The sequence below is a fragment of the Stutzerimonas azotifigens genome, assembly GCF_013522725.1.
GTDB lineage: Bacteria > Pseudomonadota > Gammaproteobacteria > Pseudomonadales > Pseudomonadaceae > Stutzerimonas > Stutzerimonas azotifigens_A.
In genome coordinates this window covers 291,808-318,603 of sequence record NZ_JAAMRF010000006.1, presented here as the reverse complement: position 1 = coordinate 318,603, position 26,796 = coordinate 291,808, and the positions used below count along the sequence as shown (strand labels likewise).

Annotated in this window: 33 protein-coding genes; 22 read left to right on the top strand and 11 right to left on the bottom strand. The window is 61.7% G+C overall.

The window, feature by feature from the left end; translation table 11 throughout:
• The first annotated feature begins 7 nt into the window (after positions 1-7).
• The gene (locus G7026_RS13920) at positions 8-565 is read left to right on the top strand and encodes a nucleotidyltransferase family protein (protein ID WP_308811802.1); all 558 of its coding nucleotides are present in this window, start codon (positions 8-10) and stop codon (positions 563-565) included.
• Here G7026_RS13920 and G7026_RS13915 read toward each other — a convergent pair.
• Complete coding sequence (locus G7026_RS13915; RefSeq protein ID WP_258190273.1) at positions 555-1,181, bottom strand: cyclodeaminase/cyclohydrolase family protein; 627 nt, start codon at positions 1,179-1,181, stop codon at positions 555-557. The two genes, G7026_RS13920 and G7026_RS13915, sit on opposite strands and share 11 nt — an antisense overlap.
• 120 nt (positions 1,182-1,301) lie before the next feature.
• Here G7026_RS13915 and lexA point away from each other — a divergent pair, with 120 nt between their 5' ends.
• From lexA to G7026_RS13900, 3 genes are read left to right on the top strand one after another with little or no spacing between them, the layout of a single operon-like run.
• Positions 1,302-1,919: a transcriptional repressor LexA gene (lexA, locus tag G7026_RS13910; RefSeq protein WP_181071505.1), complete on the top strand. Its 618-nt coding sequence runs from the start codon at positions 1,302-1,304 to the stop codon at positions 1,917-1,919.
• A complete protein-coding gene (gene imuA / locus G7026_RS13905) occupies positions 1,919-2,533 on the top strand; it encodes a translesion DNA synthesis-associated protein ImuA (RefSeq protein WP_181071504.1) in 615 nt (204 codons plus the stop codon). Before lexA ends, imuA begins: the two co-directional genes overlap by 1 nt.
• A gap of 6 nt (positions 2,534-2,539) precedes the next feature.
• Positions 2,540-3,955: a Y-family DNA polymerase gene (locus tag G7026_RS13900; RefSeq protein ID WP_181071503.1), complete on the top strand. Its 1,416-nt coding sequence runs from the start codon at positions 2,540-2,542 to the stop codon at positions 3,953-3,955.
• 19 nt (positions 3,956-3,974) lie between these two features.
• On the opposite strand, the gene G7026_RS13895 is transcribed toward G7026_RS13900, so the two are convergent.
• Genes G7026_RS13895 through arsC form a run of 3 tightly spaced genes read right to left on the bottom strand, consistent with a single transcriptional unit; the run spans position 3,975 to position 5,330 of the window.
• A complete protein-coding gene (locus G7026_RS13895; RefSeq protein ID WP_181071502.1) occupies positions 3,975-4,382 on the bottom strand; it encodes a DUF2069 domain-containing protein in 408 nt (135 codons plus the stop codon).
• A complete protein-coding gene (gene wrbA, locus G7026_RS13890; RefSeq protein ID WP_181071501.1) occupies positions 4,375-4,980 on the bottom strand; it encodes an NAD(P)H:quinone oxidoreductase in 606 nt (201 codons plus the stop codon). Before wrbA ends, G7026_RS13895 begins: the two co-directional genes overlap by 8 nt.
• Positions 4,977-5,330, bottom strand: a complete 354-nt coding sequence (gene arsC / locus G7026_RS13885) for an arsenate reductase (glutaredoxin) (RefSeq protein WP_181071500.1) — start codon at positions 5,328-5,330, stop codon at positions 4,977-4,979. The genes wrbA and arsC overlap by 4 nt, the downstream gene beginning before the upstream one ends.
• A 184-nt stretch (positions 5,331-5,514) precedes the next feature.
• Between arsC and G7026_RS13880 the strand changes: the two genes are divergently transcribed.
• Both G7026_RS13880 and G7026_RS13875 read left to right on the top strand, forming a co-directional pair.
• Positions 5,515-6,738 (top strand): YihY family inner membrane protein, encoded by a 1,224-nt coding sequence (locus G7026_RS13880; protein ID WP_181071499.1) that lies wholly within the window; start codon positions 5,515-5,517, stop codon positions 6,736-6,738.
• An 80-nt stretch (positions 6,739-6,818) separates the two neighbouring features.
• Positions 6,819-7,088 carry a hypothetical protein gene (locus tag G7026_RS13875; protein WP_181071529.1) on the top strand — a complete coding sequence of 90 codons (270 nt, stop codon included), beginning with the start codon at positions 6,819-6,821 and terminating at the stop codon, positions 7,086-7,088.
• Positions 7,089-7,095: 7 nt separating this feature from the next.
• On the opposite strand, the gene G7026_RS13870 is transcribed toward G7026_RS13875, so the two are convergent.
• Positions 7,096-7,488, bottom strand: coding sequence for a hypothetical protein (locus G7026_RS13870; protein WP_181071498.1), 393 nt, complete (start codon positions 7,486-7,488; stop codon positions 7,096-7,098).
• 229 nt (positions 7,489-7,717) lie between these two features.
• Here G7026_RS13870 and G7026_RS13865 point away from each other — a divergent pair, with 229 nt between their 5' ends.
• Entirely contained in the window at positions 7,718-8,176 is a 459-nt protein-coding gene (locus G7026_RS13865) for a TlpA disulfide reductase family protein (protein ID WP_181071497.1), read from the top strand.
• 3 nt (positions 8,177-8,179) lie between these two features.
• Here the strand turns inward: G7026_RS13865 and G7026_RS13860 are convergent, their stop codons facing one another.
• The 4 genes from G7026_RS13860 to G7026_RS13845 form a co-directional block, all read right to left on the bottom strand.
• A complete protein-coding gene (locus G7026_RS13860; RefSeq protein WP_181071496.1) occupies positions 8,180-8,752 on the bottom strand; it encodes a lytic transglycosylase domain-containing protein in 573 nt (190 codons plus the stop codon).
• Between the two features lie 11 nt (positions 8,753-8,763).
• Positions 8,764-9,717 carry a hypothetical protein gene (locus G7026_RS13855; RefSeq protein WP_181071495.1) on the bottom strand — a complete coding sequence of 318 codons (954 nt, stop codon included), beginning with the start codon at positions 9,715-9,717 and terminating at the stop codon, positions 8,764-8,766.
• Positions 9,718-9,725: 8 nt separating this feature from the next.
• Positions 9,726-11,441, bottom strand: coding sequence for a proline--tRNA ligase (locus G7026_RS13850; RefSeq protein WP_181071494.1), 1,716 nt, complete (start codon positions 11,439-11,441; stop codon positions 9,726-9,728).
• 182 nt (positions 11,442-11,623) lie between these two features.
• Positions 11,624-12,874, bottom strand: a complete 1,251-nt coding sequence (locus G7026_RS13845; RefSeq protein WP_181071493.1) for an OprD family porin — start codon at positions 12,872-12,874, stop codon at positions 11,624-11,626.
• A 394-nt stretch (positions 12,875-13,268) separates the two neighbouring features.
• On the opposite strand from G7026_RS13845, the gene G7026_RS13840 reads away from it, so the two are divergent.
• Positions 13,269-13,691: an HIT family protein gene (locus G7026_RS13840; protein WP_181071492.1), complete on the top strand. Its 423-nt coding sequence runs from the start codon at positions 13,269-13,271 to the stop codon at positions 13,689-13,691.
• 2 nt (positions 13,692-13,693) lie between these two features.
• Complete coding sequence (locus G7026_RS13835; RefSeq protein ID WP_181071491.1) at positions 13,694-13,900, top strand: SlyX family protein; 207 nt, start codon at positions 13,694-13,696, stop codon at positions 13,898-13,900.
• A gap of 24 nt (positions 13,901-13,924) precedes the next feature.
• On the opposite strand, the gene G7026_RS22745 is transcribed toward G7026_RS13835, so the two are convergent.
• Together G7026_RS22745 and G7026_RS13825 are read right to left on the bottom strand one after the other, a co-directional pair.
• The gene (locus tag G7026_RS22745) at positions 13,925-14,539 is read right to left on the bottom strand and encodes a cold-shock protein (protein WP_181071490.1); all 615 of its coding nucleotides are present in this window, start codon (positions 14,537-14,539) and stop codon (positions 13,925-13,927) included.
• A gap of 253 nt (positions 14,540-14,792) precedes the next feature.
• Positions 14,793-15,263 carry a Dps family protein gene (locus G7026_RS13825; protein WP_181071489.1) on the bottom strand — a complete coding sequence of 157 codons (471 nt, stop codon included), beginning with the start codon at positions 15,261-15,263 and terminating at the stop codon, positions 14,793-14,795.
• A gap of 417 nt (positions 15,264-15,680) precedes the next feature.
• Between G7026_RS13825 and aspS the strand changes: the two genes are divergently transcribed.
• The 13 genes from aspS to queE all read left to right on the top strand — a co-directional run bounded on the left by aspS (position 15,681) and on the right by queE (position 26,783).
• On the top strand, positions 15,681-17,456 hold the full coding sequence (aspS, locus tag G7026_RS13820) for an aspartate--tRNA ligase (protein WP_181071488.1): 1,776 nt from the start codon (positions 15,681-15,683) through the stop codon (positions 17,454-17,456).
• Between the two features lie 76 nt (positions 17,457-17,532).
• A complete protein-coding gene (locus G7026_RS13815; RefSeq protein WP_181071487.1) occupies positions 17,533-18,279 on the top strand; it encodes a YebC/PmpR family DNA-binding transcriptional regulator in 747 nt (248 codons plus the stop codon).
• A gap of 146 nt (positions 18,280-18,425) precedes the next feature.
• Complete coding sequence (gene ruvC / locus G7026_RS13810) at positions 18,426-18,950, top strand: crossover junction endodeoxyribonuclease RuvC (RefSeq protein ID WP_181071526.1); 525 nt, start codon at positions 18,426-18,428, stop codon at positions 18,948-18,950.
• Positions 18,951-19,033: 83 nt separating this feature from the next.
• Positions 19,034-19,639, top strand: coding sequence for a Holliday junction branch migration protein RuvA (gene ruvA / locus G7026_RS13805; protein ID WP_181071486.1), 606 nt, complete (start codon positions 19,034-19,036; stop codon positions 19,637-19,639).
• Positions 19,640-20,692, top strand: a complete 1,053-nt coding sequence (gene ruvB / locus G7026_RS13800) for a Holliday junction branch migration DNA helicase RuvB (RefSeq protein WP_181071485.1) — start codon at positions 19,640-19,642, stop codon at positions 20,690-20,692.
• A 53-nt stretch (positions 20,693-20,745) separates the two neighbouring features.
• Entirely contained in the window at positions 20,746-21,189 is a 444-nt protein-coding gene (gene ybgC / locus G7026_RS13795; protein ID WP_181071484.1) for a tol-pal system-associated acyl-CoA thioesterase, read from the top strand.
• 2 nt (positions 21,190-21,191) lie between these two features.
• Positions 21,192-21,884, top strand: coding sequence for a protein TolQ (gene tolQ / locus G7026_RS13790; RefSeq protein ID WP_181071483.1), 693 nt, complete (start codon positions 21,192-21,194; stop codon positions 21,882-21,884).
• Positions 21,885-21,896: 12 nt separating this feature from the next.
• Complete coding sequence (gene tolR, locus G7026_RS13785) at positions 21,897-22,337, top strand: protein TolR (protein ID WP_181071482.1); 441 nt, start codon at positions 21,897-21,899, stop codon at positions 22,335-22,337.
• On the top strand, positions 22,337-23,332 hold the full coding sequence (gene tolA, locus G7026_RS13780; protein WP_181071481.1) for a cell envelope integrity protein TolA: 996 nt from the start codon (positions 22,337-22,339) through the stop codon (positions 23,330-23,332). Before tolR ends, tolA begins: the two co-directional genes overlap by 1 nt.
• The gene (tolB, locus tag G7026_RS13775; RefSeq protein ID WP_181071480.1) at positions 23,329-24,630 is read left to right on the top strand and encodes a Tol-Pal system beta propeller repeat protein TolB; all 1,302 of its coding nucleotides are present in this window, start codon (positions 23,329-23,331) and stop codon (positions 24,628-24,630) included. Before tolA ends, tolB begins: the two co-directional genes overlap by 4 nt.
• A gap of 57 nt (positions 24,631-24,687) precedes the next feature.
• Positions 24,688-25,194 (top strand): peptidoglycan-associated lipoprotein Pal, encoded by a 507-nt coding sequence (gene pal, locus G7026_RS13770; protein ID WP_181071479.1) that lies wholly within the window; start codon positions 24,688-24,690, stop codon positions 25,192-25,194.
• 6 nt (positions 25,195-25,200) lie between these two features.
• Positions 25,201-26,022: a tol-pal system protein YbgF gene (gene ybgF, locus G7026_RS13765; RefSeq protein ID WP_181071478.1), complete on the top strand. Its 822-nt coding sequence runs from the start codon at positions 25,201-25,203 to the stop codon at positions 26,020-26,022.
• 113 nt (positions 26,023-26,135) lie between these two features.
• Complete coding sequence (gene queE, locus G7026_RS13760) at positions 26,136-26,783, top strand: 7-carboxy-7-deazaguanine synthase QueE (protein ID WP_181071477.1); 648 nt, start codon at positions 26,136-26,138, stop codon at positions 26,781-26,783.
• Positions 26,784-26,796 lie beyond the last annotated feature (13 nt).

Sequence of the window (26,796 nt, the reverse complement as noted above, 5' to 3'; positions counted from 1 at the left end):
AGCCGGCGTGGCGCTGAGCGCGTCGGGGCTGATCGACGCGGCCCTGACCAACCCCATCAATGTCACGCTGCTCGAGCGGCTTCCCTCCCTCTCACTCCCGCAATGCGTACTCACCGCCGGCTGCCTCTACCAGGCTTGGTGGAATCGGCAGGCCGGCTTGCCCCCGCACTGGGGCGTCAAGGATTACGACCTGTTCTATTTCGACCACGACCTGTCTTGGGAAGCCGAGGACAGGGTGATCCGGCAGGTCGCAGCGCTCACCGCCGACCTAGGCGTGACTGTGGAGGTGAAGAATCAGGCCCGGGTCCATCTCTGGTATCCGCAGCGTTTCGGCCTGGCCTACCCGCAATTGAACAGCAGCCGCGAGGGCGTCGATCGTTATCTGGTGGCCTGCACCTGTGTCGCCATCGATGTCGTCAGCGGTGAACTCTATGCGCCGTTCGGGTTGAATGAACTGGACCACGGCCTGCTGCGCTGCAACCCGCTGACGCCACAGCCGGAGCTGTTCGCGGGCAAGGCCGAAAGCTATCGGGCGCGCTGGCCCTGGCTGACCCTCATCGACTAGTCATCCCCCGCCCGCGCGATGCGCCACCGCGCAGCCGTTGCAGCGCCGCATCGGCGTCGGCCTGCAGGCGCTGGCGCATCGCGCGGGCCTGCTCGCGACTGTCATGTCCGGCCAGGCAGGGCAGGTCCGCGTCGACATTGAGCAGTGCCGCGCTCAGTGCCGAATGGATCAGCAGGGCGCCCGCTTCGATGTCGGCACGCACGACGTCGACGGCCAGGGACAGGGCCGAAACGCTCAGGCCGAGCGCCTCCAGGCAGGCATGGGCGGTCGCGAGCGGGACCGCACAGGCTTGGCGCGCCGCTGCCTGTACATCGTCACCGGACGTATCGTCGGACTGTCGTGCCGCCTGCAGGTAGCGACTGAATGCCTGCATGTCATCGTCAGCAAAGCTGCCGAGCCGTTTCAGCAATGTTTCGACGGGCTCGATGAGACGCAGGCGCCTGGGGTCTTCCTGACGCGTCTGGCTGATGCGCAGTGCCTTCAGCACCAGGGCAAGGCCAAGGGATGCACTGACTGCCGCGACGGCGCCGCAGCCTGGCGTGGGGCGGTTGGCCGCGGTGTCCTGGCGGAAGCGCTCCAGGGAACGGCTCCAGACGCTGGTTGGAAGTTCGCTCAAGTCATCCTCTGCAAGACATGAACTGTCCCTGTTGGATGGGTCTATGCCGGAACACGTTCCGCCCGCCCTGGCAGGTGGCGGACCAAAGGCGCTGGTCATATGGTTCGCAAAAGAGTACAAATGTACTCCATGAAAGACTTAAGCCCCCGCCGTCGCGCCATCCTGAACTTCATTCGCCAACGCATCGAAGAGCAGGGCCTTTCGCCCAGCCTCGCCGAGATCGCCGAAGCCTTCGGTTTCGCCTCCCGTGGCGTGGCGCGCAAGCACATCCTGGCCCTGACCGAGGCCGGGTTGATCGAGGTGCTGCCCAACCAGGCCCGCGGCATACGCCTGGTGGAGCGCCAGGCGCGTAGCGAAATGCTGGAAATCCCGGTGCTCGGGCGCGTTGCAGCCGGTGCACCGATCGGCCCGGACGCTGATCTGCACGGCCACCTGATACTCGAACGCAACACCTTTGCCCGCCTGCCCGATTACTTGCTGCGGGTAGAAGGCGACTCGATGATCGAGGACGGCATTCTCGATGGGGATCTGGTCGGCGTGCATCGCATCGGCGAGGCGCAGAATGGGCAGATCGTGGTGGCCCGGCTCGAAGGGGAAGTCACCATCAAGCGCTTCGAACGCAGCGCGGATGCGATACGCCTGCTGCCGCGAAATCCGGCCTATGCACCGATCCTGGTCGACCCGGGGCAGGACTTCGCCATCGAGGGCGTGTTCTGTGGCCTGGTAAGGCGTGGCTGATGAGTGGTGTCGTTGCCCTCGAGACGCTGTTAGACCAGCGTCGGGTCTGGAAAGGCCGCCCCGTAGCCCAGGTAGCCAGCAGCACGCAGCCCACCGGGCATGCGCCGCTCGATGCGCTGCTGCCTGGCGGCGGCTGGCCGGATGCGGCCCTCACAGAGATCCTGATCCCGGGTGAAGGCAGCGGTGAGCTGCAGCTGCTCTGGCCGACCCTGGCCCGGCTGACGGCGGCTGCCGAGCGGGTGGTGCTTGTGGCGCCGCCGCACATCCCCTTTCCCCAGGCATGGCTGGCCGCAGGCGTGGACCTGCGCTGGCTGTCGCTTGTGGAGTCGCGTGGCAAGGAAGCGCTGTGGGCCACCGAGCAATGCCTGCGTTCGGGAAGCTGCGGGGCGGTGCTGTGCTGGCCACAGCAGGCGGACGATCGCGCCTTGCGGCGTCTGCAGGTCGCCGCCGAGACGGGACAGACCCTGGCCTTTGCCTACCGCCCGCTGAAGGAGGCGGTCAATCCGTCCCCTGCAGCGTTGCGCCTGAGCCTGGAGCCAGCGCAGCTGCGGGTACTCAAGTGTCGTGGAGCGGTCGCACCTCCCGATCCGATTCCCTTTGCCGCCTGGCAGTGAGCCGTCATGCGCTGGGCTTGTATTGTGCTGCCGCAACTGGCACTCGATGGTGTGCTGCGCGGGCGTGACGATGTCGACACACCGCTGGCGCTGATCAGCGGTACGCCGCAGCGGCGCATCCTGCAGACGATGAACGAGGCGGCCCGTGCGCTGGGTCTGCGTCCTGGGCAATCGTTGATTGCCGCCCAGGCGATAACTCGCAATTTCGCCACTCTTGAGTACGACATGGCTGAAGTCGAGCGCCTGCAGAACTTCCTAGCCGCCTGGGCTTATCGGTTCAGCTCCCATGTCAGTCTGCATTACCCCCGTGCGCTGTTGATGGAGGTGGAATCCAGTTTCGGCCTGTTCGGCCCCTGGCCACGGTTCGAGGCGAGATTGCGAGAGGAGCTGACCGCGCTGGGTTTTCGTCATCGCATCGTGCTGGCGCCGAATCCGGCGGCCGCGCGCATGTTGGCCAATGCCCATGACGGCCTGGTGGTGTCGGACGACGCGGCGCTGCGCGAGGTGCTCGGGTGCATGCCCATCGATCGGGTCGGGCTGTCTGCGGAGGTGGCCACCTCGTTTTCGAGGATGGGGCTGCGTACGCTGGACTTGGTGTTGGCGCTACCACGTGACACGGTGGCGCGACGTTTTCCCAAGGACGTGCTTCGCCACCTCGATACGCTGGTCGGCACTCGACCGCTGACACTGCAGTATTACGCGCCGCCGGACGAGTTCGACCTGCGCATCGAGCTCAACTACGACGTCGCCTCCCATCAGGCGCTGCTCTTCCCGTTGCGACGGCTGACGGCCGATCTGGCGGCTTTTCTTGCCGGGCGCGACAGCGGCGTGCAGCGCTTCACCCTTCACCTGGAGCACCGCGAGCGGGAGGACAGCCTGGTGCCCGTCGGCTTGCTGAGCGCGGAGCGTGAAGCCTCGATGCTCTTCGAGCTGGCGCGCGGGCGCCTGGAGCAATTGCAGATCCCGGCCCCGGCGCAGGCATTGCGCCTGGTTGCGCGCGACCTGCCCGTCTTCGTGCCCGAACATCGGGAACTGTTCAACGATCGACCGCAGCAGTCGCTGCCCTGGGAGCAGTTGCGCGAGCGTCTGCGGGCCCGCCTGGGCGACGAGGCGGTGCTGGGGTTGCGGGCGCTGGTCGATCATCGTCCCGAACGGACCTGGCAGTTGGAGCGCGAGCCTGCTCAGAGCCCGCTGCTGGCAGTGGCGAAACGTCCGGGATGGTTGCTGCGCGAGCCGGTGACGCTGCGCGAATCGACACCGCGAATCCTGGCCGGGCCCGAGCGCATCGAGTCCGGTTGGTGGGATGGGGACGACGTGCGGCGCGACTATTACCTCATCGAAACGCGCAGCGGCCGGATTGGCTGGGCGTATCGAACCATCGGCCAGGAAGGTCCGCTGTTGCTGCAGGGCTGGTTCTCCTGAACGCAGCCCCGCAGCCGCTTCATTCTCCCGCCAGCTTGCGCTGGTACTGGTAGCTCCAGCGGATATAGACGAGCCCGGCACAGAACAGCAGCAGGCTGAGCAGTGCTTCGAGCCAGCCGTAGAGCGAACGTGCCGGATCGATCGCGGCCAACACACCCTGGATGAAGTACAGGTTGACGATGAAGCAGGTCCAGGCATGGGCCCTCGGACTGCCAGCGAGCACTCCGGGCGCCACGAGCAGCAGCGGCACGAGCTGGATGCTCATCACCACCCAGGTCCGTGCACCATGCAGGTCGGCGAAGAAAAGGTTCCACCCAGCGACCAGGGCAGCGAGTGCGATGAAGCTGATCAGGCTCACGGCCCGGCTCACCTTGACCCGCGGCGTGAGCCATTCCAGCGAGGGCAGGGGCTTGGGTTTTCTAGCCACGGCGGATCTCCAGGCGCTTGGCGGTTTCCGCCAGGCGCTCACCGAGGGCGCGGCACAGGGCGATTTCGTGCTCATCCAGTGCTCGCTTGCCATCGGTTCCGGCGTGATGGCTAGCGCCATAGGGCGTCCCGCCGCCTTTGGTTTCGAGCAGCGCGTTTTCGCTGTAGGGCAGACCGAGTACCAGCATGCCGTGGTGCAGCAGCGGCAGCAGCATCGACAGCAAAGTACTTTCCTGGCCGCCATGCAGGCTGGCTGTGGAGGTGAAAACGCCGGCCGGCTTGCCGACCAGCTCGCCGGTCAGCCATAGGCTGCTGGTACCGTCGAGGAAGTACTTGAGCGGCGCGGCCATGTTGCCGAAGCGCGTCGGGCTGCCCAGCGCAAGAGCCGCGCAGTGCTTCAGGTCATCGAGGGTGGCATAGAGCGCACCTTCCTCGGGAATCTCGGGGCGGGTCGCCTCGCAGTCGGCCGATACTGCCGGGACGGTGCGCAGCCTGGCTTCCAGGCCGGCGCGCTCGACGCCCCGCGCGATATGCCGGGCCATCTCCGTGGTGGCGCCGTGCCGACTGTAGTAGAGCACCAGAACGAAGGGCGCGGTCATGGCAACAACTCCAGCACGCGCTCTGGCGGCCGGCCGATCACGGCCTTGTCGCCAACGATCAGAATCGGGCGCTCGATGAGCTTGGGATGCTCGGCCATGGCGTCGATCAACTGATCGTCATCGAGCGCTGGATCGGAGAGATTGAGTGCCCGGTATTGCTCTTCGCCGGTGCGCAGCAGGTCGCGGGCACTCACGCCGAGCTTACCGAGCAGTGCCTTGAGCTCGTCCCGGCTAGGCGGTGTATCGAGATAGCGGACCAGTGTCGGCGCGAGGCCGCGAGCTTCCAGAAGCTCGAGCGCGCCGCGGGATTTGGAGCAGCGCGGATTGTGATACAGGGTGAGTTCGGTCATCGGGGTCGCTTCGCACCAGTGGAGCTGGCTATTCTAACCCTCACAGCGCGGCAGCCTGAACCGAATGCTTTGGTTTGGCATCTCAGGGTCGTGCGGATGGCGATGTCCGAACGAGCCTGCCCTTGCCGCAGGACCAGTCAGTTACCGATTGCAGGCTTCGTCCTGCAAGCGCATTGGAGAACGCATGCATCGGCGCGTCGAACATCTGGTGGATTTCAGCACTTTTCTGATCCGGCGCTTTCTCGCCGACCGCGGCCCCAACAGCGCGGCGGCCTTGACCTACACCACCTTGTTCGCCGTGGTGCCGATGATGACCGTGACCTTCGCGATGCTGTCGGCCATTCCGGCGTTTCAGGGCGTGGGTGAGCAGATTCAGCTGTACATCTTTCGCAACTTCATACCCTCGACCGGCGAGACCATCCAGGAATACCTCACCGCGTTCACTACCCAGGCGCGGCAGCTGACCTGGTTCGGTGTCGGCTTCCTGATGGCCACGGCGTTCATGATGCTGCTGACTATCGAAAAGGCGTTCAACACCATCTGGAGGGTTCGCCAGCCACGCCGGGGAATGGCCAGTTTCCTGCTCTACTGGGCAATCCTGAGTCTCGGCCCCTTTCTGCTCGGCGCAGGTTTCGCCGTGAGCACCTATATCACTTCGCTCTCGCTGATTTCCGGGCCCGATGCGCTGATTGGCGTGCGCACGGTCTTGCAAGGCATGCCTCTGGTGCTCAGCGTGGCGGCGTTTACCCTGATCTATGCGGCTGTTCCGAATACCCGCGTACCCTTTCGCCATGCAGTAGTGGGTGGCCTGTTCACCGCCATTCTGCTGGAGGCAGCCAAGGAGATTTTCGGTCTCTACGTCAGTTTCTTCCCCAGCTACCAGCTGATCTATGGTGCCTTCGCGGCGGTGCCACTGTTTCTGCTTTGGATCTATCTGTGCTGGATAATCGTGCTGTTTGGCGCGGAGCTGGTCTGCGGCATGTCGTCATCGCGCGAGTGGCGCTGTCGCGAGATGCCCCGGCTGCTGGTGATGCTGGCGATGCTGCGCATCCTTCACGACAGCCATCAGTCAGGTAGGGAAGTCAGAATCAGGGACATGCACCGCGCCGGTTGGCATCTGCCTGAAGACGAATGGGACGAGATCCTGCAGTTCTTCGAACAAGAGCAGCTCGCCTGCCGAACGGGCTCGGCGGGCTGGGTGTTGTGTCGTGACCTACGAAGCTACAGCCTGGATCAGTTGCTGCGCCACAATCCTTGGCCCTTGTTGCGTACCGAGCAACTGCCGGCGCATCTGGATGAGCCGTGGTACGACACCTTGCGACGTTCGCTCGAGTTGCTGCAGAAGGAGCAAGCGAATCTCTTCGGTGGCAGTCTCGCTGACTGGCTGCAGACTGGAAGTGACAAATAGCGTCACCCGCGCACGGTTGTCTGGCTCCCTGTGACATCGTCGCAGCGGCTGGCCGCTCGCGAAGACTGGACTGGAGCGAGTTGGACAACTTTACCGAACGCTGTGGCACGCTTCTCGCTATGCTTGGGAAAAGCGCTGATTTGCTGAAAAGGATCGCGATGAAAGTCCAGGGCAACGTCATCCATTTGCATCAACGAGTACCCGGCTCGGCGCTCGAGTCGTTGAATCGTCTGACGGGACTTAATTTCAGTCGCTGGCCGGAATCGCTGGTCAGGCAGCCGGAGCGCGGCGATGGCGTTCCGGCGAAGGCCTCGGGGCGGGACGAGCCACTGGAGCGGCTCGGAAGCTAGAGGGCGATCAGGCCGTTGCGACCTGTTCGTCGGTGACCACTGCTTCGGCCGCCTGGACGAAGAGTTCCTCGACCACCATCGCCTCAGTGGCCATCGGTGGTCGCAATACCACCTGTAGATCCTCAATCTTGCCCTTTGCGGCGAGCCGCGCAATGCCCGATAGCAGGACCTTGCCATTGCCACTGACGCGGCCATGGTCCACTGACACTTCCCGACGCTGTTGACCGTCACGGTAGCGGACCAGCAGTGAGGCGTTCTGATTGGCGAGGCCTGGCAACTGCAGCCAGGCCGCGACATGGAACTCCGCGACGCGGCCTTCGTAGGCGGTCAGCGCAAAGTGGGCCGCTTCGGCGATCCGGGCCGGGACAGAACCAACGAGCTTGTCATGGGCTTGAGACATGGCATGACTTCCGAGTGATAGGCAAGTGGGCCGATTATAGGGAGCGCCGTTCGTCGAAACTGTGCGCTCGGGCAGTCGCAAGCGTGACTCTTCTCGCATATCCAAATATGCGCCGGTTAGTTGGCGTGCCCGTTGGTGGGCGCCAGTAAACCATCGGGAATGTCAATCCGATGTCTCGCTTGCGATGGCAGGCTATGCTTGAACGTCATTCCCACAGGAGCTGCCGAGCATGATCCACGCCATAAACCGTCTGTTTCGCCCTCTGCTGTTGTGCATGCTTCTCGCCGGCTGCAGCGAGGACTGGGGCGTCGACCAGCATGGACAGACGGTGAGTGGCGATACCTTGCAAGGACGCTGGTTGGTGCTCAACTACTGGGCCGAATGGTGCGGCCCTTGCCGTACCGAAATTCCCGAGCTCAATGCGCTCAGTCGCGAGACATCGCTTGAGGTGCTTGGCGTCAATTTCGACGGCCTGCAAGGGGAGGAGTTGGGGCAGGCGAGCGAGGCGATGGGGATCGGGTTCCGCGTTCTGGCACTCGACCCGGCCGACCGTCTACAGCTGCCGCGCAGTCCGGTACTGCCAGTGACCTACCTGATCGATGGCGAGGGCAAGGTGCGCGAGCAGCTGGTCGGCGAGCAGACGGCCGAAGGCATCAAGAATCGCCTGGCGCAGCTGCAGGCTCAGTGATGCTCAGGGTTTGACGTACCAGAAGTCCTGCCAGAAGCCGATGACTTTCGCGGGGTAGCGGGTCTGCCCCAGGCTGCCGTTATAGCGTGCCAGCGCCCGGCTGATATCGCCGTTTTCCTTCTTCAGGTAATAGCTGAGGATCGTGCAGCCGTAGCGCAGATTGGTCGCATTGTCGGTGAGGTTGTCGTCGGGTCTGCCCAGCTCGGCTTTCCAGAAAGGCATGACCTGCATCATGCCCTGGGCTCCCACACTGGAAATGGCGAAGCGGTTGAAGCCGCTTTCGGCATGAATCAACGCCATGACCAGGTCGGGCTTGAGGCCGGCCTTGCTCGCTTCGCTGTGGACCAGACGCAGCAGCGTCAGGCGCTCGCCCGGGTCGGGCAGGTAGCGTGCGAGGCGCGTCGACATGTCGAGCAGCCAGACTTCGGCATCGAAGCGGTCCTCGAAACTGTCCGCCTGCGAGACGGTGCGCATCATCAGGTCGCGCAGTTCTGGCTCGGGCGCCTGGCGCAGGTTGGCCTGCGCGGGGAGGGCGAGGCCCAGCGCCAGGAGTAGAGCCGCCGCGAGCGTGCGCACGGGCGACTTCGTCAGTCTTCGCCCGGATCGGCGGCCAGCCGGCCGGCGTCGTCGAGCAGGCTCTTGAGAAATTCCCGCTGCAGCTCGGGATCGTTTCGCGTGAGTTCGATCAGGCTCTGCTCGAGCTCGCTGGCTTCTTCTTCGAGGCCCAGTTCGGACAGGCGCTTGACGCGGTGTACCCACTGCGCGACGTCGTCGCCTTCGAGGTCGCTGTAGATGAGGTCGTGGGCTTCCTGCAATTTGCCGCGCAAGGTCCGGCTGACCATCAGTGTCGCGTCGGCGCGGGCGCCGTCCTGCGGGTCTTCGACGCTGAGGACAAGTTTGCCGATCCGGCCGATGTCCTGCTCGGGGAAGGGCCCTTCGAGCAGGCTCAGGCGCAGCACGCCGTTGCGGTCGGTGACCAGTTCGTAGGATTGGCCATCACCGCTGACGGTGACGGGACGCTCGCTCCAGGGCAGGCTGGAGTAGTCCACCCGCGCATCGCGACGTGCCTCGTCGAGCCTGGCGAGATTCTGTTGCGAGCGGCCGTTGGACTCCACGTTCATGAACGGATTGAGGCCGGCGACGCCATAGCTGATCCAGCCCCGGGTGACGTTCTCCGGAAGGCTGCCCAGCATCACCACGTTGAGGACGTTGGCACCGATGCCGCCTACCAGCGCCACCGCTCCCAGCGGGATTTCGTACAGCTCCCGCCATGCCTGGTAGGGCGTATAGCGATCGTAGTAACGGGTCACTTCGAAGTCGGTGACTTCGAAGGTCTTCTGCTCCTGGACACGGATGCGGCGTTGCGGCAGTTCCATCACCGCAGGGTCGCCCACATCGATGCGAAGGCTGTGGTCGAGCAGTTTGCGCTCGGCCCTGGCCTCCAGCTCGCTGCGCTGGGGCAGGTGATTGGCGCAGCCGCCCAGCAGCAGCGCCGCGCAGAGGGTGGCACTGGTTGTAACTACGACGCGGTGGTTGAGCATGATGCCAGTCAGTGACCCAGACGCGAGTGGATGAGCTGGAGCACCTCAGCGATCGCAACGGCCTGTGGCTGTTCGTCGCGGCGGTGCTTGTATTCGAGCATCCCATCGGCGAGCCCGCGGTCGCTGACCACGATGCGATGAGGGATGCCGACCAGCTCCATGTCGGCGAACTTGACGCCGGGACTGGTTTTCTTGTCACGGTCGTCGAGCAGCACGTCGTAACCTGCGGCAAGCAGTTCGGCATAGAGCGTGTCGGTCGCTTCACGCACCGATTCGTTCTCGTACTTCATCGGCACGATGGCGACCTGGAAAGGCGCCAACGCCTCGGGCCAAAGAATGCCGCGCTCGTCGTAGTTTTGTTCGATCGCCGCAGCCACCACGCGGGAAACGCCAATGCCGTAGCACCCCATGGTGAGGGTAACCGGCTTGCCGCTTTCGCCGAGGACCTTGCAGTTCATCGCCTCGCTGTATTTCGTGCCGAGCTGGAAGATGTGTCCCACCTCGATGCCGCGCTTGATGATCAGGGTGCCCTGGCCGTCGGGGCTGGGGTCTCCGGCTACCACGTTGCGCAGGTCGGCGACTTCAGGCAGTGGCAGGTCGCGCTCCCAGTTCACACCGAAATAATGCTTGTCGTCGACGTTGGCGCCAGCGCCGAAGTCGCTCATCAGCGCGACGGAACGGTCGACGATGCAGGCGATCGGCAAGTTCAGCGGGCCGAGCGAGCCCGGGCCTGCACCGATCGCAGCACGAATTTCCGCCTCGCTGGCAAATACCAGCGGGCTCGCCACCCACGCATGATTGGCGGCCTTGATCTCGTTCAGCTCATGGTCACCGCGGATGATCAGCGCAACCAGTTGGCCTTCTTCGGTTCCATGCACGATCAGCGTCTTGATGGTCTTCTCGATCGGCAGGCCGAACCGCTCGACCAGCGCGGCGATCGTTTTGGTATCAGGGGTATCCACCAGGCGCAGCTCTTCGCGAGGTGCTGCGCGCTCGGTTTCGCGCGGTATTGCCTCTGCCTTCTCGATGTTGGCTGCGTAATCGGAGCTGTCGCTGAAGGCGATGTCGTCTTCGCCAGATTCGGCCAGTACGTGAAACTCATGGGAGCCGGTGCCGCCGATCGACCCGGTGTCAGCCTGTACGGGCCGGAAGTCGAGCCCCAGGCGGGTGAAGATGTTGCAGTACGCCTGGTGCATGCGGTCGTAGGTTTCCTGAAGCGATTCCTGCGTCAGGTGGAAGGAGTAGGCGTCCTTCATGGTGAATTCGCGGCCACGCATCAAGCCGAAGCGCGGACGGATTTCGTCACGGAATTTGGTCTGGATCTGGTAGAAATTGATCGGCAGCTGCTTGTAACTGTTGAGCTCGTTGCGCGCGAGATCGGTGATCACTTCTTCGTGGGTGGGGCCGACGCAGAACTCGCGGTCATGGCGATCCTTGAGGCGAAGCAGTTCGGGACCGTACTGGACCCAGCGCCCTGATTCCTGCCAGAGCTCGGCAGGTTGAATGGCCGGCATCAGAACTTCCAGCGCTCCCGCCTTATCCATTTCTTCCCGAACGATCGCTTCGGCCTTGCGCAGGGCGCGCAATCCCATCGGCAGCCAGGTATACAGGCCGGAGGCGAGCTTGCGAATCATGCCGGCGCGCAGCATCAACTGATGGCTGATGACAACGGCGTCCGACGGAGTTTCTTTCTGGGTCGAGAGCAGGAACTGACTGGTACGCATGGGGGCCGTGATGTCCTTGCGGGCGAGATTGGCCGGGCATTGTACGGCGATGCGGGGGCTGGCGTACAGAATCCACCGGGCGGAAAAACGGGCACCAAGGCAGCGGCGAAGTCAGGTTTGTCGCGCGCAAAAAAAGAGCCCGGCAAGTGCCGGGCTCCGGTGTCACGTTTCAACTGAGCGAGTTACAGAATGCTCAGCGGGTACGAGACGATTACACGAACCTCGTCGATCGACGGCGACCCGTAGTAGACGCCATCGCTGGAGCGGTAGGTCGCTTGACGCAGGCGGAAACTCAGGTCCTTCGCAGCGCCGCTCTGGACAACGTAGCGGGCCTCGATGTCGCGTTCCCACTCTTTGCCGTTGTTGGTGGTGGCGACATTGGCGTCGGTACCGCGCACATAGCGGGCCATGAAGCTCAGGCCCGGCACGCCGAAGGAGGCCATGTCCAGGTCGTAGCGCGCTTGCCAAGACTTCTCGCCTTCGGCATTGAAGTCGGAGCGCTGAACCGAGTTGCCCAGGAACACGGTGCCGCCACCGTCCACGCCGTAGGCGTAGTCGCCATCACCGGTTACGCGCTGGTGAACTACGGTGAAGGTGTGCGCATCGATGCTGTAGGCTGCCGAGAGGCTCCAGGCGATGTTGTCGACTTCGCCGGAGTCTTCGCTACCCTTGCTCTTGGTGTCGTAGATGTTGAAATCGAACGCCAGCGCCTGCGCATCGCTCAGCGGCATGCTGTAGTTGATATTGCCGTAGTACTTGCGGAAGTTGTCTTCCACGCTGGAGTAGTACAGCGAGCTGCTCAGCGCGTCGGAGAAGGTGTAGGTGCCACCGACTAAGTCGGCTTTCTTCAGGCCCAGGCTGTCATGGAACGTCTGGTCCATGGCGTTGATGGCGGTGAAGTGGCCCGCATTAAGCTCCAGTCCGGCAATCTCGTTGCTGGTCAGCAGGAAACCTTCAGCGACTTCCGGCAGCAGGCGGCTGTCGTCTGTGGCGAACACCGGCAGCGCGGTGAACTGGTCGCCGAACTTGAGGACCGTGTTGGAAACGCGCAGCTTAACGGCGGCGCCAAATTCGGAGTAATCATCCTGAGAGCGGCCATCGCTACCAGTAGGGAACAGGCCGGTTCCAGCGCGCCCGCGGCCACTGTCCAGTTTGATGCCGAGCAAGCCGATCGCATCGACGCCTACACCAACCATGCCCTGAGTAAAGCCGGACTCGAAAGTGGTGATGATGCCGTGGCCCCATTCTTGGGGATCATCATCAAGGGTAGGGTCGTTGCGAAAATCGCGATAGAAGTAAAGGTTGCGGTTCAAAACGTTTAGGCTGCTGCCTTCGACGAAGCCGGTCGATTCCGACTGCTGGCTGGCAACTGCCATCTGAGAGGTACCTGCCGCAACGGCCAGGGCGATGATGCTCCACTTCATCACTTGCATCGTGATTGCTCCATTGGTTTAAAAATATTGTGCTGACTTTCTGCCCATTACAGAAAGTTGCGCTCTTATTGTCGGGCCCGATTCTACACTCCAGTTTCCGAACTTGCCTACAAGCCAAATTGATCTGCGGCAAAGTACTGTAAGTGTATCGTCGTGTCCTACCGGTGTAGTACTGGATGCGCCTTCGGGCAAGCCCGGGGCGACGTCTGCAACGCCCGTATCCGTGAGGGATGCTGGCTGCTGTCAGGCGTTAGAGCAATAATCGTGCTCAAGTCGACTTAGCAGGCGTTTCGCCACTTTTTTTATAGTCGAGGCCTGCTGGCGTGCACGCAGATTGTGCTGATGACACCTTTTGAAGCACCTTTTTGGTGCGCTGATGCGATAGGAGGATGGAATGTTTGCCCTTGATCCACGGCTCGAGAGCGATACCGTAACGCTGGGCGATTTCCCGCTGTCGAGACTGCTGCTGATGAACGACGCGCAGTACCCCTGGTTCATCCTGGTGCCGCGGCGAGAGGAGGTAAGCGAGTTATTCCAGCTCAGCGGTGAGGATCAGCAGCTGCTCTGGCGGGAAACGACCCAGCTTGCCGAAGTGCTGAAAGATACCTTTCAGGCCGACAAGATGAATGTGGCGACGCTCGGTAATATGGTTAGTCAGCTACACATGCACGTCATTGCACGACGCAAGGGCGATGCGGCCTGGCCTGCGCCGGTGTGGGGCAGGCAAGAGCCGATTGCTTATCGGCAAGAGCAGATATCGGCGATAAGGAACAAGTTGAAGTTGGTGCTAACTGGCGACTTCAAGTTTGGAGAATAAGAATGAATCTCGAATCGCGTATTGCAGAGCTTGAAACTCGCCTGGCTTTTCAGGACGACACTATCCAGTCGTTGAACGACGAGATTGCAGTACAACAGCAGATATTGGAGCGGCTGAGACTGCAGGTCGCAGCATTGGCCAAGCGGCAGGACGAGCTCCAGAGTGCATTGCCGTCGGACGGTGACGAAGCGCCACCGCCGCACTATTGATGCAGCGCAGGCGCTGATGAGGTTTCAGTGCTGGTAGGCAGTGGCGACCACGTCTTCAGCTTGCAGTCCCTTGTCTCGCTGCATGACGGTGAATTCGACACGCTGCCCTTCGATCAGGACGCGATGCCCTTCGCCGCGAATCGCTCGGAAGTGAACGAAAATATCATCGCCAGTATCGCGGGAAATGAACCCGAACCCCTTGGACGTATTGAACCATTTGACCGTGCCCGTCTCTCGTCCTGGGGTGCTATCGGCGCGCTGTGGCTGGCGGGCTGGGTGGCTACGGCGTGGTTGATTGGCTGACTTGCTCGGGGCGAATTGCAAAAGAACCGCTATCAGCATGAGCGAGAGGCTCGCCAGTATCCCAGGTTGTCCGGCGATAGGTGTAACCGGTACCAGCAGGACGACGGTTTGCAGTGCGGCGGCAAGTAGCAGGCCGAAGGAGGCAGCCATGTGCAGTGGATGCTGCGGCCCTCGTTTCTGCATGCGCCCGGCGGCGGCCTGGAGATTCATGAGTCCGATAAAGGCAAGGGCCACCGCTTCCGGTTGCATCAAAAGAGGCGCTGTGCCGCGCAGGCCGGGAATAAAAGACAGGAGCAGGGCAGCACTGCCCGCCACGACGTGGACAATTTTCAACATGGTGAGGCTCACACAGTTAATACGCGAATAGGAACGGCGGCAGGCTGAGCGCCGTGATGGCGCAGTCAGGCAGGAGGGAACACTGTTTGACTGATTGCTCAGACTGCAGCGCCGGCGTATTTAACAGTAAAGGAGAGGGCTTCTCAAATGACCCGTGCTGCCAGCGTCGTCATACAGTCGCGCCGCTACAGGCGGGAGCGCGGGGCAGATGTGCAAACGGGCCCATCAGGGCCCGTTTGCAGGCAGTTAACCGTTAGGCCGCCAGTAGGCTGCGCAGCATCCAGGCGGTTTTTTCATGGACCTGCATGCGTTGAGTAAGCAGGTCGGCGGTCGGCTCGTCGCTGACCTTGTCCAGCAACGGGAACAGGCTGCGCGCAGTACGCACGACCGCTTCCTGTCCTTGAACCAGTTGCTTGATCATTTCTTCGGCTGCAGGTACCCCTTCTTCTTCCTTGATCGAGGAGAGCCGAGCATAAGCGGCATAGGTGCCTGGTGCATGCAGGCCCAGGGCGCGGATGCGTTCGGCGATCTGGTCGACTGCCTGCGCCAGTTCGGTGTACTGGGTCTCGAACATCAGGTGCAAGGTGTTGAACATCGGTCCGGTGACGTTCCAATGGAAATTATGGGTCTTGAGGTACAGGGTGTATGTGTCGGCGAGCAGGCGGGAAAGGCCCTCAGCGATGGCGGAGCGGTCCTGTTCTTCGATGCCGATGTTGATATCCATGCAGTTCTCCTTTTGAGATGAAACGGTAATGGCAGTTATGCCAGAAAACGGTCGCTGCGTGGCGCCCGTGTGGCGATCTGTCCGATGATAGAAGTTTGAAGCTCCCCCGCGGCTCTAGGTTCAATGATTGATGCGCAAGTGCGTGAATCGTTTTCAATGATGGTGATTGACTGCATTTATCATTCGAGCCGGCCGGGGCGCGGCTGCACGGCTTGGATTATCCAGATATAATCCCGCCCCCGTGTGGCAATGGCCCTTGTGTATGGCCGCCTGCCCTGCTTGAACATGCCTGACCGGCAAGCGCTGCGGCGAGTCCGCATGAGCCGCTCGACGGCTTGGAACGCCCTGTTCCGCTGGCCGTCTTCTTGTCGCGACGAGCGACCCAACGAATCAGTGATACGAGAAGCGAACACCACCATGATGCGCAGCCACTATTGCGGCCAGTTGAACGAAAGCCTGGATGGCCAGGAAATTACCCTGTGCGGTTGGGTTCACCGCCGCCGTGACCATGGTGGGGTGATCTTCCTCGACATACGCGATCGCGAGGGCCTGGCCCAGGTGGTATTCGATCCGGATCGCGCCGAGACCTTCGCCGCGGCCGACAAGGTGCGCAGCGAGTACGTGGTCAAGGTAACCGGCAAGGTTCGCCTGCGTCCTGCGGGCGCGGTCAATCCCAATATCGCCTCCGGCGCCATCGAAGTGCTCGGCTATGCGCTGGAAGTGCTCAACGAGGCGGAAACGCCTCCGTTCCCACTCAACGAGTACAGCGACGTCGGCGAGGAGACTCGTCTGCGGTATCGTTTCATCGATCTGCGCCGGCCGGAAATGGCCGAGAAGCTGAAGCTGCGCTCGAGCATTACCACCAGCATCCGTCGCTATCTGGACGAGAACGGCTTCCTCGATGTGGAAACCCCGATTCTCACCCGTGCGACTCCGGAAGGCGCGCGTGACTATCTAGTGCCCAGCCGCACTCATCCCGGCAGCTTCTTCGCATTGCCGCAATCACCCCAGCTGTTCAAGCAGTTGCTGATGGTGGCCGGCTTCGATCGCTACTACCAGATCGCCAAGTGCTTCCGCGACGAGGACCTGCGCGCCGACCGTCAGCCGGAATTCACCCAGATCGACATCGAGACCAGCTTCCTCGACGAATCCGACATCATCGGCATCACCGAAGGCATGGTGCGCAAGCTGTTCAAGGAAGTGCTGGGCGTGGAGTTCGGCGAATTCCCGCACATGCCGTTCGAAGAAGCCATGCGCCGTTACGGCTCCGACAAGCCGGACCTGCGCATTCCTCTTGAGCTGGTCGACGTGGCCGATCAGCTGCAACAGGTCGAATTCAAAGTCTTCAGCGGTCCGGCGAACGATCCCAAGTGCCGCGTCGCCGCGCTGCGCGTGCCGGGCGGGGCGAGCATGCCGCGCAAGCAGATCGACGACTACACCAAGTTCGTCGGCATCTACGGTGCCAAGGGCCTGGCCTACATCAAGGTCAACGAACGCGCCAAGGGTGTCGAAGGCCTGCAGTCCCCAATCGTCAAGAACATTCCGGAAGACAAGCTCAACGTCATCCTCGATCGCGTCGGTGCGGTCGATGGCGACATCGTCTTCTTTGGCGCCGACAAGGCGAAGATCGTCTCCGAAGCGCTGGGCGCATTGCGCATCAAGCTCGGCCACGACCTGAAGCTGCTGACCTGCGAGTGGGCACCGATGTGGGTCGTCGACTTCCCGATGTTCGAGGAGAACGACGACGGTTCCCTGAGCGCGCTGCACCATCCGTTCACCGCGCCCAAGTGCACGCCTGAAGAGCTCGAGGCCAATCCGGCCGGTGCGCTGTCGCGTGCCTATGACATGGTGCTCAACGGTACCGAACTGGGCGGTGGTTCAATCCGTATCCACCGCAAGGAAATGCAGCAGACGGTGTTCCGTATTCTGGGTATCGACGAGGCGGAACAGAACGAGAAGTTCGGCTTCCTGCTCGATGCCCTCAAATACGGCGCGCCGCCGCATGGCGGCCTGGCCTTCGGCCTGGACCGTCTGGTGATGTTGATGACCGGCGCGCAGTCGATTCGCGAGGTCATCGCTTTCCCGAAAACCCAGAGCGCCGCTGACGTCATGACCCAGGCGCCGGGCGCGGTGGATGCCAAGGCGCTTCGCGAGCTGCACATCCGCCTGCGCGAGCAGCCAAAAGCGGAATGACGGCGCAAGAGCCCAGGGAAACCTGGGCTCTTGGTTTCAGCACGTTGAAAAAGTTGATCAGAACGGGAGGCAGTTAATGGCTGGTCATTCCAAATGGGCCAACATCAAACACCGCAAGGGGCGCCAAGACGCCAAGCGCGGAAAGATCTTTACCAAGCTCATTCGTGAGCTGACCGTTGCCGCCAAGAGCGGGGGCATTCCAGCGGACAATCCTCGTTTGCGATTGGCTGTGGACAAGGCGCTGGTCGCCAACATGACCCGCGACACCATCGACCGCGCTATCGCGCGCGGTGCCGGCACCAACGAAGCCGACAACATGGCGGAGCTGACCTATGAAGGTTACGCGCCCAGCGGTGTGGCGATTATCGTCGAGGCCATGACGGACAACCGTAATCGCACCGCGGCGGAAGTCCGTCATGCCTTCAGCAAGCACGGTGGCAACCTGGGTACCGACGGCTCGGTCGCCTACATGTTCGATCGCAAGGGGCAGATCAGCTTCTCGGCGGGCGTGGATGAGGACGCGCTGATGGAAGCTGCGCTGGAGGCCGGTGCCGACGACGTAGAAATGGGCGAGGATGGGTCGGCGCTGGTGTCCACCAGTTTTGCCGATTTCCATGCGGTCAACGAGGCTCTTAACGCTGCTGGGTTCAAAGGCGAGGAGGCGGACATCGCCATGATCCCGTCGATTGCCGCGCCGATCACCGATTTGGAAACCGCGCAGAAGGTGCTGCGTCTGATCGATGCGCTGGAAGATCTTGATGACGTACAGAACGTGTACCACAACGCCGAGATTCCGGATGAGCTCATGGAACAACTGGACTGATCCCTTGCCGTGATACATGAGCCGGAAGTCACCGATGTGTGCTTCCGGCTTTTTATTGGCGTAGTGGTTGGCGCTTCGTATGCCGCTGGTCGCGGGGCAGCGACCTCACTATACTTCAGGCTGGATAAATAGACAGTATGGCGGCTATGACGCTCATTCTTGGGATCGACCCGGGCTCACGAATCACGGGTTACGGCGTAGTGCGGGATAACGGTCGCAGCTGCGAGTACGTCGCGTCTGGCTGCATTCGCACTGGCAGCGGTGAGCTCTCGGCGCGCCTGAAGGCAGTATTTTGTGGCGTCAGTGAAGTGATTCAACTGCACGGCCCTGTGACGATGGGTATAGAGCAGGTGTTCATGGCGCGCAACGCCGACTCCGCACTCAAGCTGGGCCAGGCACGCGGTGCCGCCATCGTGGCCGCGGCGGAGCAGGGGCTGGAGATCGCCGAATACACCGCCACCCAGGTCAAGCAGGCGATAGCTGGCACCGGCGGGGCGGACAAGCAGCAGGTGCAGATGATGGTGATGCACTTATTGAAATTGACGCAGAAACCGCAAATCGACGCATCTGATGCGCTGGCGATTGCCCTTTGTCATGCCCATCATCGCCAGAGTCTTATTCCGCATGGCCTGGCTGGTGCCAAGCGGCGGGGTGGTCGCCTACGGTTGTAATCATCGTCCCGATGCTGGTGTCGGGGTGACGCTTGGGATAATCCGACTTGCCTTCAGCGCCGGTCGAACGAGGATGCATCACAGTGATTGGACGTTTGCGTGGCACATTGGTGGAGAAACAGCCGCCTCATTTGATTCTCGATGTGAATGGCGTGGGCTACGAGCTCGAAGTGCCGATGACGACGTTGTACCGTTTACCGTCCATCGGCGAGCTGGTGACCTTGCACACTCATCTGGTGGTGCGCGAAGACGCACATCTGCTCTACGGTTTTTACGAGAAGCGCGAGCGCGAGCTTTTTCGCGAGCTGATCCGGCTCAATGGCGTTGGGCCGAAGCTGGCTCTGGCGCTGATGTCCGGACTTGAGGTGGATGAACTGGTGCGCTGCGTCCAGGCGGGGGATACCTCGGTGCTGGTGAAGATCCCTGGCGTCGGCAAGAAAACCGCTGAGCGTTTGCTTGTCGAACTTAAGGATCGGTTCAAAGCCTGGGAAACAATGCCGTCCATCGCGACGCTGGTGGTGGAACCTCGCGGCGGTATGGCAGTCTCTAGCGCCGAGAATGATGCGGTCAGCGCATTGATCTCGCTGGGATTCAAGCCGCAGGAGGCCAGCCGTGCCGTCTCTGCCATACAGGAAGACGATTTGAGCAGTGAAGAATTGATCCGTCGTGCGCTCAAGGGAATGGTCTAAGTGATCGAAGCCGATCGTCTCATTACCGCCTCCAGTCGTGACCGTGACGAGCAGCTGGATCGTGCTATACGCCCGCTCAAGCTTGCCGAGTACATCGGGCAGCCCGTGGTGCGCGAGCAGATGGACCTGTTCATCCGTGCTGCCAGGGGGCGAAGCGAGGCACTGGATCACACGTTGATCTTCGGCCCGCCGGGCCTGGGTAAAACCACGCTGGCCAATATCATCGCTCAGGAAATGGGCGTTTCGATCAAGAGCACGTCGGGGCCTGTGCTCGAGCGCGCCGGTGATCTGGCGGCGCTGCTGACCAATCTGGAAGCTGGCGACGTACTTTTCATCGACGAGATACACCGGCTTTCGCCGGTGGTCGAGGAGGTGCTCTATCCGGCGATGGAGGATTTCCAGCTCGACATCATGATCGGCGAAGGGCCAGCGGCACGATCGATCAAGCTCGACCTGCCGCCCTTCACTCTGGTTGGGGCGACCACTCGGGCCGGCATGCTCACCAATCCGCTGCGCGACCGCTTCGGTATCGTGCAGCGTCTGGAGTTCTATTCCACAGCCGATCTGGCGACCATCGTCAGTCGCTCTGCAGCGATTCTGAATCTCGCCATCGAGCCGGAAGGTGCTTTCGAGATCGCGCGTCGTGCGAGGGGGACACCGCGTATCGCCAATCGACTGCTGCGCCGCGTGCGAGATTTTGCCGAGGTGCGTGGCAACGGTCAGATCACCCGTGCGATCGCAGACCTGGCGCTGAACATGCTGGACGTCGACGAGCGGGGGTTCGATCATCAGGATCGTCGATTGCTGCTGACGCTGATCGAGAAATTCGACGGCGGCCCGGTGGGTATCGACAACATCGCCGCGGCGATCAGCGAAGAGCGACACACCATCGAAGATGTGCTCGAGCCGTACCTGATTCAGCAGGGCTACATCATGCGTACGCCGCGTGGCCGCGTGGTCACCCGCCATGCCTACCTTCACTTTGGGCTGAATTTGCCGCGGCGCATGGCCGAGGCTCCTATCAGCGACCTGTTCGAATCGGATTCGCAATGACGCAAATATTGTTACATGCCCCGATTGGCAATTCGGGGGGCGAGCACTAGAGTATGCCCGCGCAAACCGAAGCCCAGCCATTCACCTATCGTTGTCGCGTCTATTACGAGGACACCGATGCGGGCGGCATCGTCTACTACGTCAACTATCTCAAATTCATGGAGCGGGCCCGCACCGAACGGTTGCGTAGTCTGGGCTTCGCCCAGTCGCAACTGGTCAGTGAAGACCTGCTTTTTGTCGTGCATTCGAGTGAAGCGCGCTATCACGCGCCCGCCCGGTTGGACGACGAGTTGCTGGTGACCGCCGAGGTCGCCGAGCTCAATCGCGCCAGCCTGCGTTTTCGCCAGCAGGTGCGGCGTGTGAAGGATGACGTGCTGCTCTGCGAAGGGCAGTTTCTGGTGGCCTGTGCGCGCACCGACAGTTTGAAACCCCGAGCCATTCCCCCGTCGCTGCGAGCGGCGTTTGCGGCCTCGGGTCTATCCCCAGCAGGAGAGTAAGCGTGGAAGCCAACGTCGATCATATGTCCATGTGGAGCCTGATCAGCAATGCCAGCTTCGTTGTGCAGCTGGTCATGCTGATCCTAGTAGGCGCCTCGGTGGCCTCGTGGATCCTGATTTTCCAGCGCGGCAATCTGCTGCGTGCCGCCAAGCGGGCCCTCGATACCTTCGAGGAGCGTTTCTGGTCAGGCATCGATCTGTCCAAGCTCTATCGCCAGGCGGGCAGCAATCCCGATCCGGATTCGGGCGTGGAGCAGATCTTCCGCGCCGGCTTCAAGGAATTCTCCCGTCTGCGTCAACAGCAGGGCGTCGATCCCGATGCGGTCATGGACGGCGTTAACCGCGCCATGCGCGTAGCCATCTCGCGTGAGGAAGAAAAGCTCGAGCAGAGTCTGCCGTTCCTGGCGACCGTGGGTTCCACCAGCCCCTACATCGGTCTGTTCGGGACCGTCTGGGGGATCATGAATTCGTTCCGCGGTCTGGCCCAGGTGCAGCAGGCGACTCTGGCGACGGTCGCTCCCGGCATCGCCGAAGCGCTGATCGCGACGGCTATAGGCCTGTTCGCGGCGATCCCGGCGGTCATTGCCTACAACCGCTTCGCGGCGCGCAGCGAGATGCTCATCGCGCGGTACTACACCTTTGCCGATGAGTTCCAGGCGATCCTGCATCGCAAAGTTCACACCACCGAAGATTGAGGCCCCTTGGCCATGGCTAGAATTCGCAACAGACGCAAGCCGGTCGCCGAGATGAACGTGGTGCCCTACATCGACGTGATGCTGGTGCTGCTGGTGATCTTCATGGTGACCGCGCCGATGCTCAACCAGGGCGTCAAGGTCGACCTGCCCAAGGTCAGCAGCGAGGCGCTGCCACAGGACAACGACAAGCAGATCCTCACGATCTCGATCAAGGCGGACAAGACCTACTACTGGAACGTCGGTAGCGAAGTCGACACCGACAGCAAGGGCAACGAGGCGGTCTCCCTGGCCGACATGACGCAGGCCGTCATAGCGATCATGCGACAGCGTCCGGACACCCAGGTCTATATCCGCGGCGATCAGGCGGTCGACTACGGTGCAGTGATGGCGGCAATGGGCGGGCTGCAGGAAGCCGGCGTTGGCAACGTCGGGCTGATCACAGAGGCGCCCTGATGCAGCAGACGCCGCGCTCCTCGTCGCAGAGCTATTTCTGGCCCACCGTGCTGGCGGTGGGCCTGCACATCATCATTTTCGGGATGCTGTTCGTCAGCTTTTCGATGACGCCTGAACTGCCGCCTTCCAAGCCGGTAGTGCAGGCGACGCTCTATCAGCTGAAGTCGCAGAGTCAGGCTACCACTCAGACCAACCAGAAGATTGCGGGCGAGGCGAAGAAGACCGCTGCCAAGCAATACGAAACCGAGCAGATGGAGCAGCGCAAGGTCGAGCAGCAAAAGCAGGCGCAAGCGGCGGAACAAAAGAAGGCCGAAGAGGCTCGAAAGGCCGATGCTGCGAAGGCTGTCGCGGCCAAGCAGGCCGAAGCCAAGAAAGCCGAGGAGGCCAAGGCCGCCGAGCAGAAGCGCCAAGCCGATCTCGCGCGCAAGAAAACCGAGGAAGAGGCCAAGCAGAAGGCCGCCGAAGAGGCGAAGAAAAAGGCCGCGGCTGCAGAAGCCAAGAAAAAGGCTGCGGCCGAAGAGGCGAAGAAGAAAGCGGCAGCCGAGGCGGCCAAGAAGAAAGCCGCTGAAGAAGCCAAGAAAAAAGCGGCAGCGGATGCTGCACGCAAGGCTGCAGAGGACAAGAAGGCCCAGGCACTTGCCGAGTTGCTGTCCGATACGACCGAGCGGCAACAGGCGATGGCGGACACCCAGGGAGACCAGGTGGCCGGCAATTTCGATGACCTGATCCGTCTGCGAGCGGCCGAGGGTTGGTCCAGGCCCCCATCGGCTCGTAACAACATGACCGTGGTACTGCGAGTGAACATGCTTCCCGACGGCACAATCACCAATGTCAGCGTGGCGCGGTCCAGTGGCGATGCGCCGTTCGACAACTCTGCGGTGGCCGCGGTGAAGAACATCGGACGACTGACCGAGATGCAGGGGTTGTCGCCGCAGGACTTCCAACCGTACCGTTCCTTCAACATGACATTCACGCCAGAGGATCTTGCGTTGTGATCAACACTCTCCGAGGTTTCCTTGTCGCCCTGTGCTGTATTGCGGGCTTTGCCGGGGCACAGGAAAAAAACATTCTGGTCACCAGTGGCGCGGACCGGGCGATTCCAATTGCGGTGGTGCCCTTCGGCTGGCAGGGCGGTACCGTGCTGCCCGAGGACATGTCGCAGATCGTCGGCAATGATTTGCGCAACTCCGGCATCTTCGAGCCTCTGCCACGGCAGAACATGATCAGCCTGCCGACCCGTGGCAGCGAAATCATCTATCGCGACTGGAAGGCACTCGGTGCCCAGTACGTGATGGTCGGCAACATCCAGCCGGCAGGTGGTCGCCTGCAGGTGCAGTTCGAGGTGTACAACGTCTCCACCGAACAGCAGGTCATGACCGGCACCGTTGGCGGCACGCCAGATCAGCTACGCGATATGGCTCACTACGTGGCCGATCAGTCGTTCGAGAAGCTGACGGGTATCAAGGGGGCGTTCTCGACACGCCTGCTCTATGTCACGGCTGAAAACGTCGGTGGGAACAACACTCGCTATACTCTGCAGCGCTCGGATTATGACGGTGCCCGCGCCGTCACTCTGTTGCAGTCGCGCGAGCCGATCCTGTCGCCGCGCTTTGCACCCGATGGCAAGCGTATTGCCTATGTCTCCTTCGAGCAGCGTCGCCCACGGATCTTCATCCAGCATGTCGATACCGGTCGCCGTGAACAGATCACCAACTTCGAGGGTCTCAACGGCGCGCCTGCGTTCTCGCCTGATGGCAACCGTCTGGCTTTCGTGCTGTCGAAAGACGGTAACCCTGAGATCTATGTAATGGATCTGGGCTCGCGCAATCTGCAGCGTGTAACCAACCACTACGCGATCGATACCGAGCCTTTCTGGGGGGCGGATGGCCAAACGATCTATTTCACTTCTGATCGGGCTGGAAAACCACAGATATATAAGCAGCGTATTGGTAGCAATGCGCCGGAGCGTGTGACTTTTGTTGGAAACTACAATGCCAACCCGAAACTTTCGGCCGACGAGAAGACCTTGGTGATGATTCATCGTCAGGATGGCTACACCAACTTCAAGGTTGCTGCGCAGGACTTGCAGCGCGGTAATTTGCGCTTATTAACAGATACCAGTTTGGACGAATCGCCTACTGTTGCGCCCAATGGCACCATGCTAATCTACGCCACCCGCCAGCAGGGCCGGGGAGTCTTGATGCTCGCGTCCATCAATGGCCGAGTAAGGCTCCCGATTCCTACCGCTCAAGGCGAAGTCCGTGAGCCATCCTGGTCCCCTTACCTGAACTGATGCGGTACTTAGCGTTAAAACCAAAAACACACACCTGGGGTTGTTAGGAGTTACATCATGGAAATGCTGAAATTCGGTAAGTTTGCTGTGCTGGCGCTGTCCCTGGCCGTAGCGGTTGGTTGTTCGTCCAAAGGCGGTGACGATTCGGGTGAAGGCGCTGCCACTGGCATCGATCCGAACGCTGGTTACGGCGCCGGTACCGGTTCCGTAGACGGCAGCATGAGCGAAGAAGCCGCTCTGCGCGCGATCACCACCTTCTACTTCGAGTACGACAGTTCCGATCTGAAGCCGGAAGCCATGCGCGCTCTGGACGTTCATGCTCGTGACCTGAAAGGTAACGGTGCTCGCGTCGCTCTCGAAGGCCACACTGACGAGCGCGGTACCCGCGAATACAACATGGCTCTGGGCGAGCGTCGTTCGCAAGCCGTTCAGCGCTACCTGGTTCTGCAGGGCGTTTCCCCTGCTCAGCTGGAAGTTGTTTCCTACGGCGAAGAGCGTCCAGTCGCTACCGGCAACGACGAGCAGTCCTGGGCTCAGAACCGTCGCGTAGAGCTGCGTAAGTAAGCTGCCATGCGTAAGTACTGCCGTGCTCTGACATTGTTGACTCTGAGCCTTCCGCTTTATGCGCTGGCTCAGGTACCCGTAGTGGAATATGGCTCGCAGCCCTCCGGTTCAGGTGGCTCGAGCTATCCCGCTGCGCGGCAGGACAGCGGCGGTGCTTACGCCGAAGGCGGGGTGAATACCCCGTCTTCGGCGCAGGGCATGTTGTTCATTCAACTGCAGCAGATGCAGGAAGAAATCGCACAATTGCGCGGGATGGTGGAACAACAGCAAAACCAGATCCAGCAACTTCAGAAGGAAGGGCTGGAGCGTTATCAGGATCTCGACCGTCGCCTGTCCAGCGGTGCATCCGCCGGAGCCATGGGCGAACAAAATTCTTCTACCACTGGCGCTATCGACGCCAGCGGAACGCCACGCGAGCCGGCTCAGCAGGCTCAGGCGGACAATCAGTCGGCCGACCCGGCGAATGAAAAGCTGTATTACGACGCTGCATTCGACCTCATCAAGGCCAAGGATTTCGACAAGGCCAGCCAGGCGTTCGCCGCCTTCCTGCGCCGCTACCCGCAAAGTCAGTACGCTGGTAATGCGCAGTACTGGTTGGGAGAGGTGAATCTGGCCAAGGGCGATCTGCAGGCAGCGGGGCAGGCCTTTGCCAAGGTCAGCCAGACCTACCCGAATCACGCCAAGGTGCCTGACTCGCTCTACAAGCTTGCCGATGTCGAGCTCAGGCTTGGCAATCGCGACAAGGCTCAGGGAATATTGCGCGAAGTGGTGTCGCAATACCCCAACAGTTCCGCTGCGCAACTGGCGCAGCGACAGCTCAGCCGCTAACCGCGTCCGTGTCGTATCGAAGCCCGCGCACCGCGCGGGTTTTTCATTAGGATGCGCTTCTTTTAACGCAACGGAGGCGGATGGCCTGTTTCGCCGTCACGCCCGTGGCCTTTATGCATAACACCCTGCGTATCACCGAGATTTTCCACTCGCTGCAGGGGGAGTCGCGTACCAGCGGCTTGCCGACGGTGTTCGTTCGCCTGACCGGCTGCCCCCTGCGTTGTCTTTACTGCGACACCGCCTATGCCTTCAGTGGTGGTGAAGTCCTCGCGTTCGAGGAGATTCTGGAGCGCGTCGCTGCACTCAAGGCGCGCCATGTCTGCGTCACTGGTGGCGAGCCCCTGGCTCAGCCTGATTGCATCCCGCTGCTCGAACGGCTGTGTGACGCTGGATACCAGGTTTCGTTGGAAACCAGTGGCGCACTTGACGTATCCCGTGTTGACGGGCGCGTCAGTCGTGTCGTCGATCTCAAGACGCCCGGGTCCGGCGAGGTGGGGCGCAACCGCTACGAGAACATCGCTTTCCTTACACCGCACGATCAGCTCAAGTTCGTGATCTGCTCGCGGGAGGATTACCAGTGGGCGGCCAGTAAGCTCATCGAGTACCGGCTCGACGAGCGAGTCGGCGAGGTGTTGTTTTCGCCCAGCTACGGCCAAGTCGATCCCCGTGCGCTGGCCGAATGGATCATCGAGGACAATCTGCCGGTTCGCTTCCAGCTGCAGCTGCACAAGTTGCTCTGGAACGACGAGCCAGGACATTGAGTCGGAGCTATGG

What these genes read in the sequence shown, in the direction of transcription:
- lexA (WP_181071505.1), top strand. Translation starts at nt 1,302, where the DNA reads ATGTACTCCATGAAAGACTTAAGCCCCCGCCGTCGCGCCATCCTGAAC.
- imuA (WP_181071504.1), top strand. Translation starts at nt 1,919, where the DNA reads ATGAGTGGTGTCGTTGCCCTCGAGACGCTGTTAGACCAGCGTCGGGTC.
- G7026_RS13900 (WP_181071503.1), top strand. Translation starts at nt 2,540, where the DNA reads ATGCGCTGGGCTTGTATTGTGCTGCCGCAACTGGCACTCGATGGTGTG.
- wrbA (WP_181071501.1), bottom strand. Translation starts at nt 4,980, where the DNA reads ATGACCGCGCCCTTCGTTCTGGTGCTCTACTACAGTCGGCACGGCGCC.
- arsC (WP_181071500.1), bottom strand. Translation starts at nt 5,330, where the DNA reads ATGACCGAACTCACCCTGTATCACAATCCGCGCTGCTCCAAATCCCGC.
- G7026_RS13880 (WP_181071499.1), top strand. Translation starts at nt 5,515, where the DNA reads ATGCATCGGCGCGTCGAACATCTGGTGGATTTCAGCACTTTTCTGATC.
- G7026_RS13870 (WP_181071498.1), bottom strand. Translation starts at nt 7,488, where the DNA reads ATGTCTCAAGCCCATGACAAGCTCGTTGGTTCTGTCCCGGCCCGGATC.
- G7026_RS13865 (WP_181071497.1), top strand. Translation starts at nt 7,718, where the DNA reads ATGATCCACGCCATAAACCGTCTGTTTCGCCCTCTGCTGTTGTGCATG.
- G7026_RS13855 (WP_181071495.1), bottom strand. Translation starts at nt 9,717, where the DNA reads ATGCTCAACCACCGCGTCGTAGTTACAACCAGTGCCACCCTCTGCGCG.
- G7026_RS13850 (WP_181071494.1), bottom strand. Translation starts at nt 11,441, where the DNA reads ATGCGTACCAGTCAGTTCCTGCTCTCGACCCAGAAAGAAACTCCGTCG.
- G7026_RS13845 (WP_181071493.1), bottom strand. Translation starts at nt 12,874, where the DNA reads ATGCAAGTGATGAAGTGGAGCATCATCGCCCTGGCCGTTGCGGCAGGT.
- G7026_RS13840 (WP_181071492.1), top strand. Translation starts at nt 13,269, where the DNA reads ATGTTTGCCCTTGATCCACGGCTCGAGAGCGATACCGTAACGCTGGGC.
- G7026_RS13835 (WP_181071491.1), top strand. Translation starts at nt 13,694, where the DNA reads ATGAATCTCGAATCGCGTATTGCAGAGCTTGAAACTCGCCTGGCTTTT.
- G7026_RS22745 (WP_181071490.1), bottom strand. Translation starts at nt 14,539, where the DNA reads ATGTTGAAAATTGTCCACGTCGTGGCGGGCAGTGCTGCCCTGCTCCTG.
- G7026_RS13825 (WP_181071489.1), bottom strand. Translation starts at nt 15,263, where the DNA reads ATGGATATCAACATCGGCATCGAAGAACAGGACCGCTCCGCCATCGCT.
- aspS (WP_181071488.1), top strand. Translation starts at nt 15,681, where the DNA reads ATGATGCGCAGCCACTATTGCGGCCAGTTGAACGAAAGCCTGGATGGC.
- G7026_RS13815 (WP_181071487.1), top strand. Translation starts at nt 17,533, where the DNA reads ATGGCTGGTCATTCCAAATGGGCCAACATCAAACACCGCAAGGGGCGC.
- ruvC (WP_181071526.1), top strand. Translation starts at nt 18,426, where the DNA reads ATGACGCTCATTCTTGGGATCGACCCGGGCTCACGAATCACGGGTTAC.
- ybgC (WP_181071484.1), top strand. Translation starts at nt 20,746, where the DNA reads ATGCCCGCGCAAACCGAAGCCCAGCCATTCACCTATCGTTGTCGCGTC.
- tolR (WP_181071482.1), top strand. Translation starts at nt 21,897, where the DNA reads ATGGCTAGAATTCGCAACAGACGCAAGCCGGTCGCCGAGATGAACGTG.
- tolA (WP_181071481.1), top strand. Translation starts at nt 22,337, where the DNA reads ATGCAGCAGACGCCGCGCTCCTCGTCGCAGAGCTATTTCTGGCCCACC.
- pal (WP_181071479.1), top strand. Translation starts at nt 24,688, where the DNA reads ATGGAAATGCTGAAATTCGGTAAGTTTGCTGTGCTGGCGCTGTCCCTG.
- ybgF (WP_181071478.1), top strand. Translation starts at nt 25,201, where the DNA reads ATGCGTAAGTACTGCCGTGCTCTGACATTGTTGACTCTGAGCCTTCCG.
- queE (WP_181071477.1), top strand. Translation starts at nt 26,136, where the DNA reads ATGCATAACACCCTGCGTATCACCGAGATTTTCCACTCGCTGCAGGGG.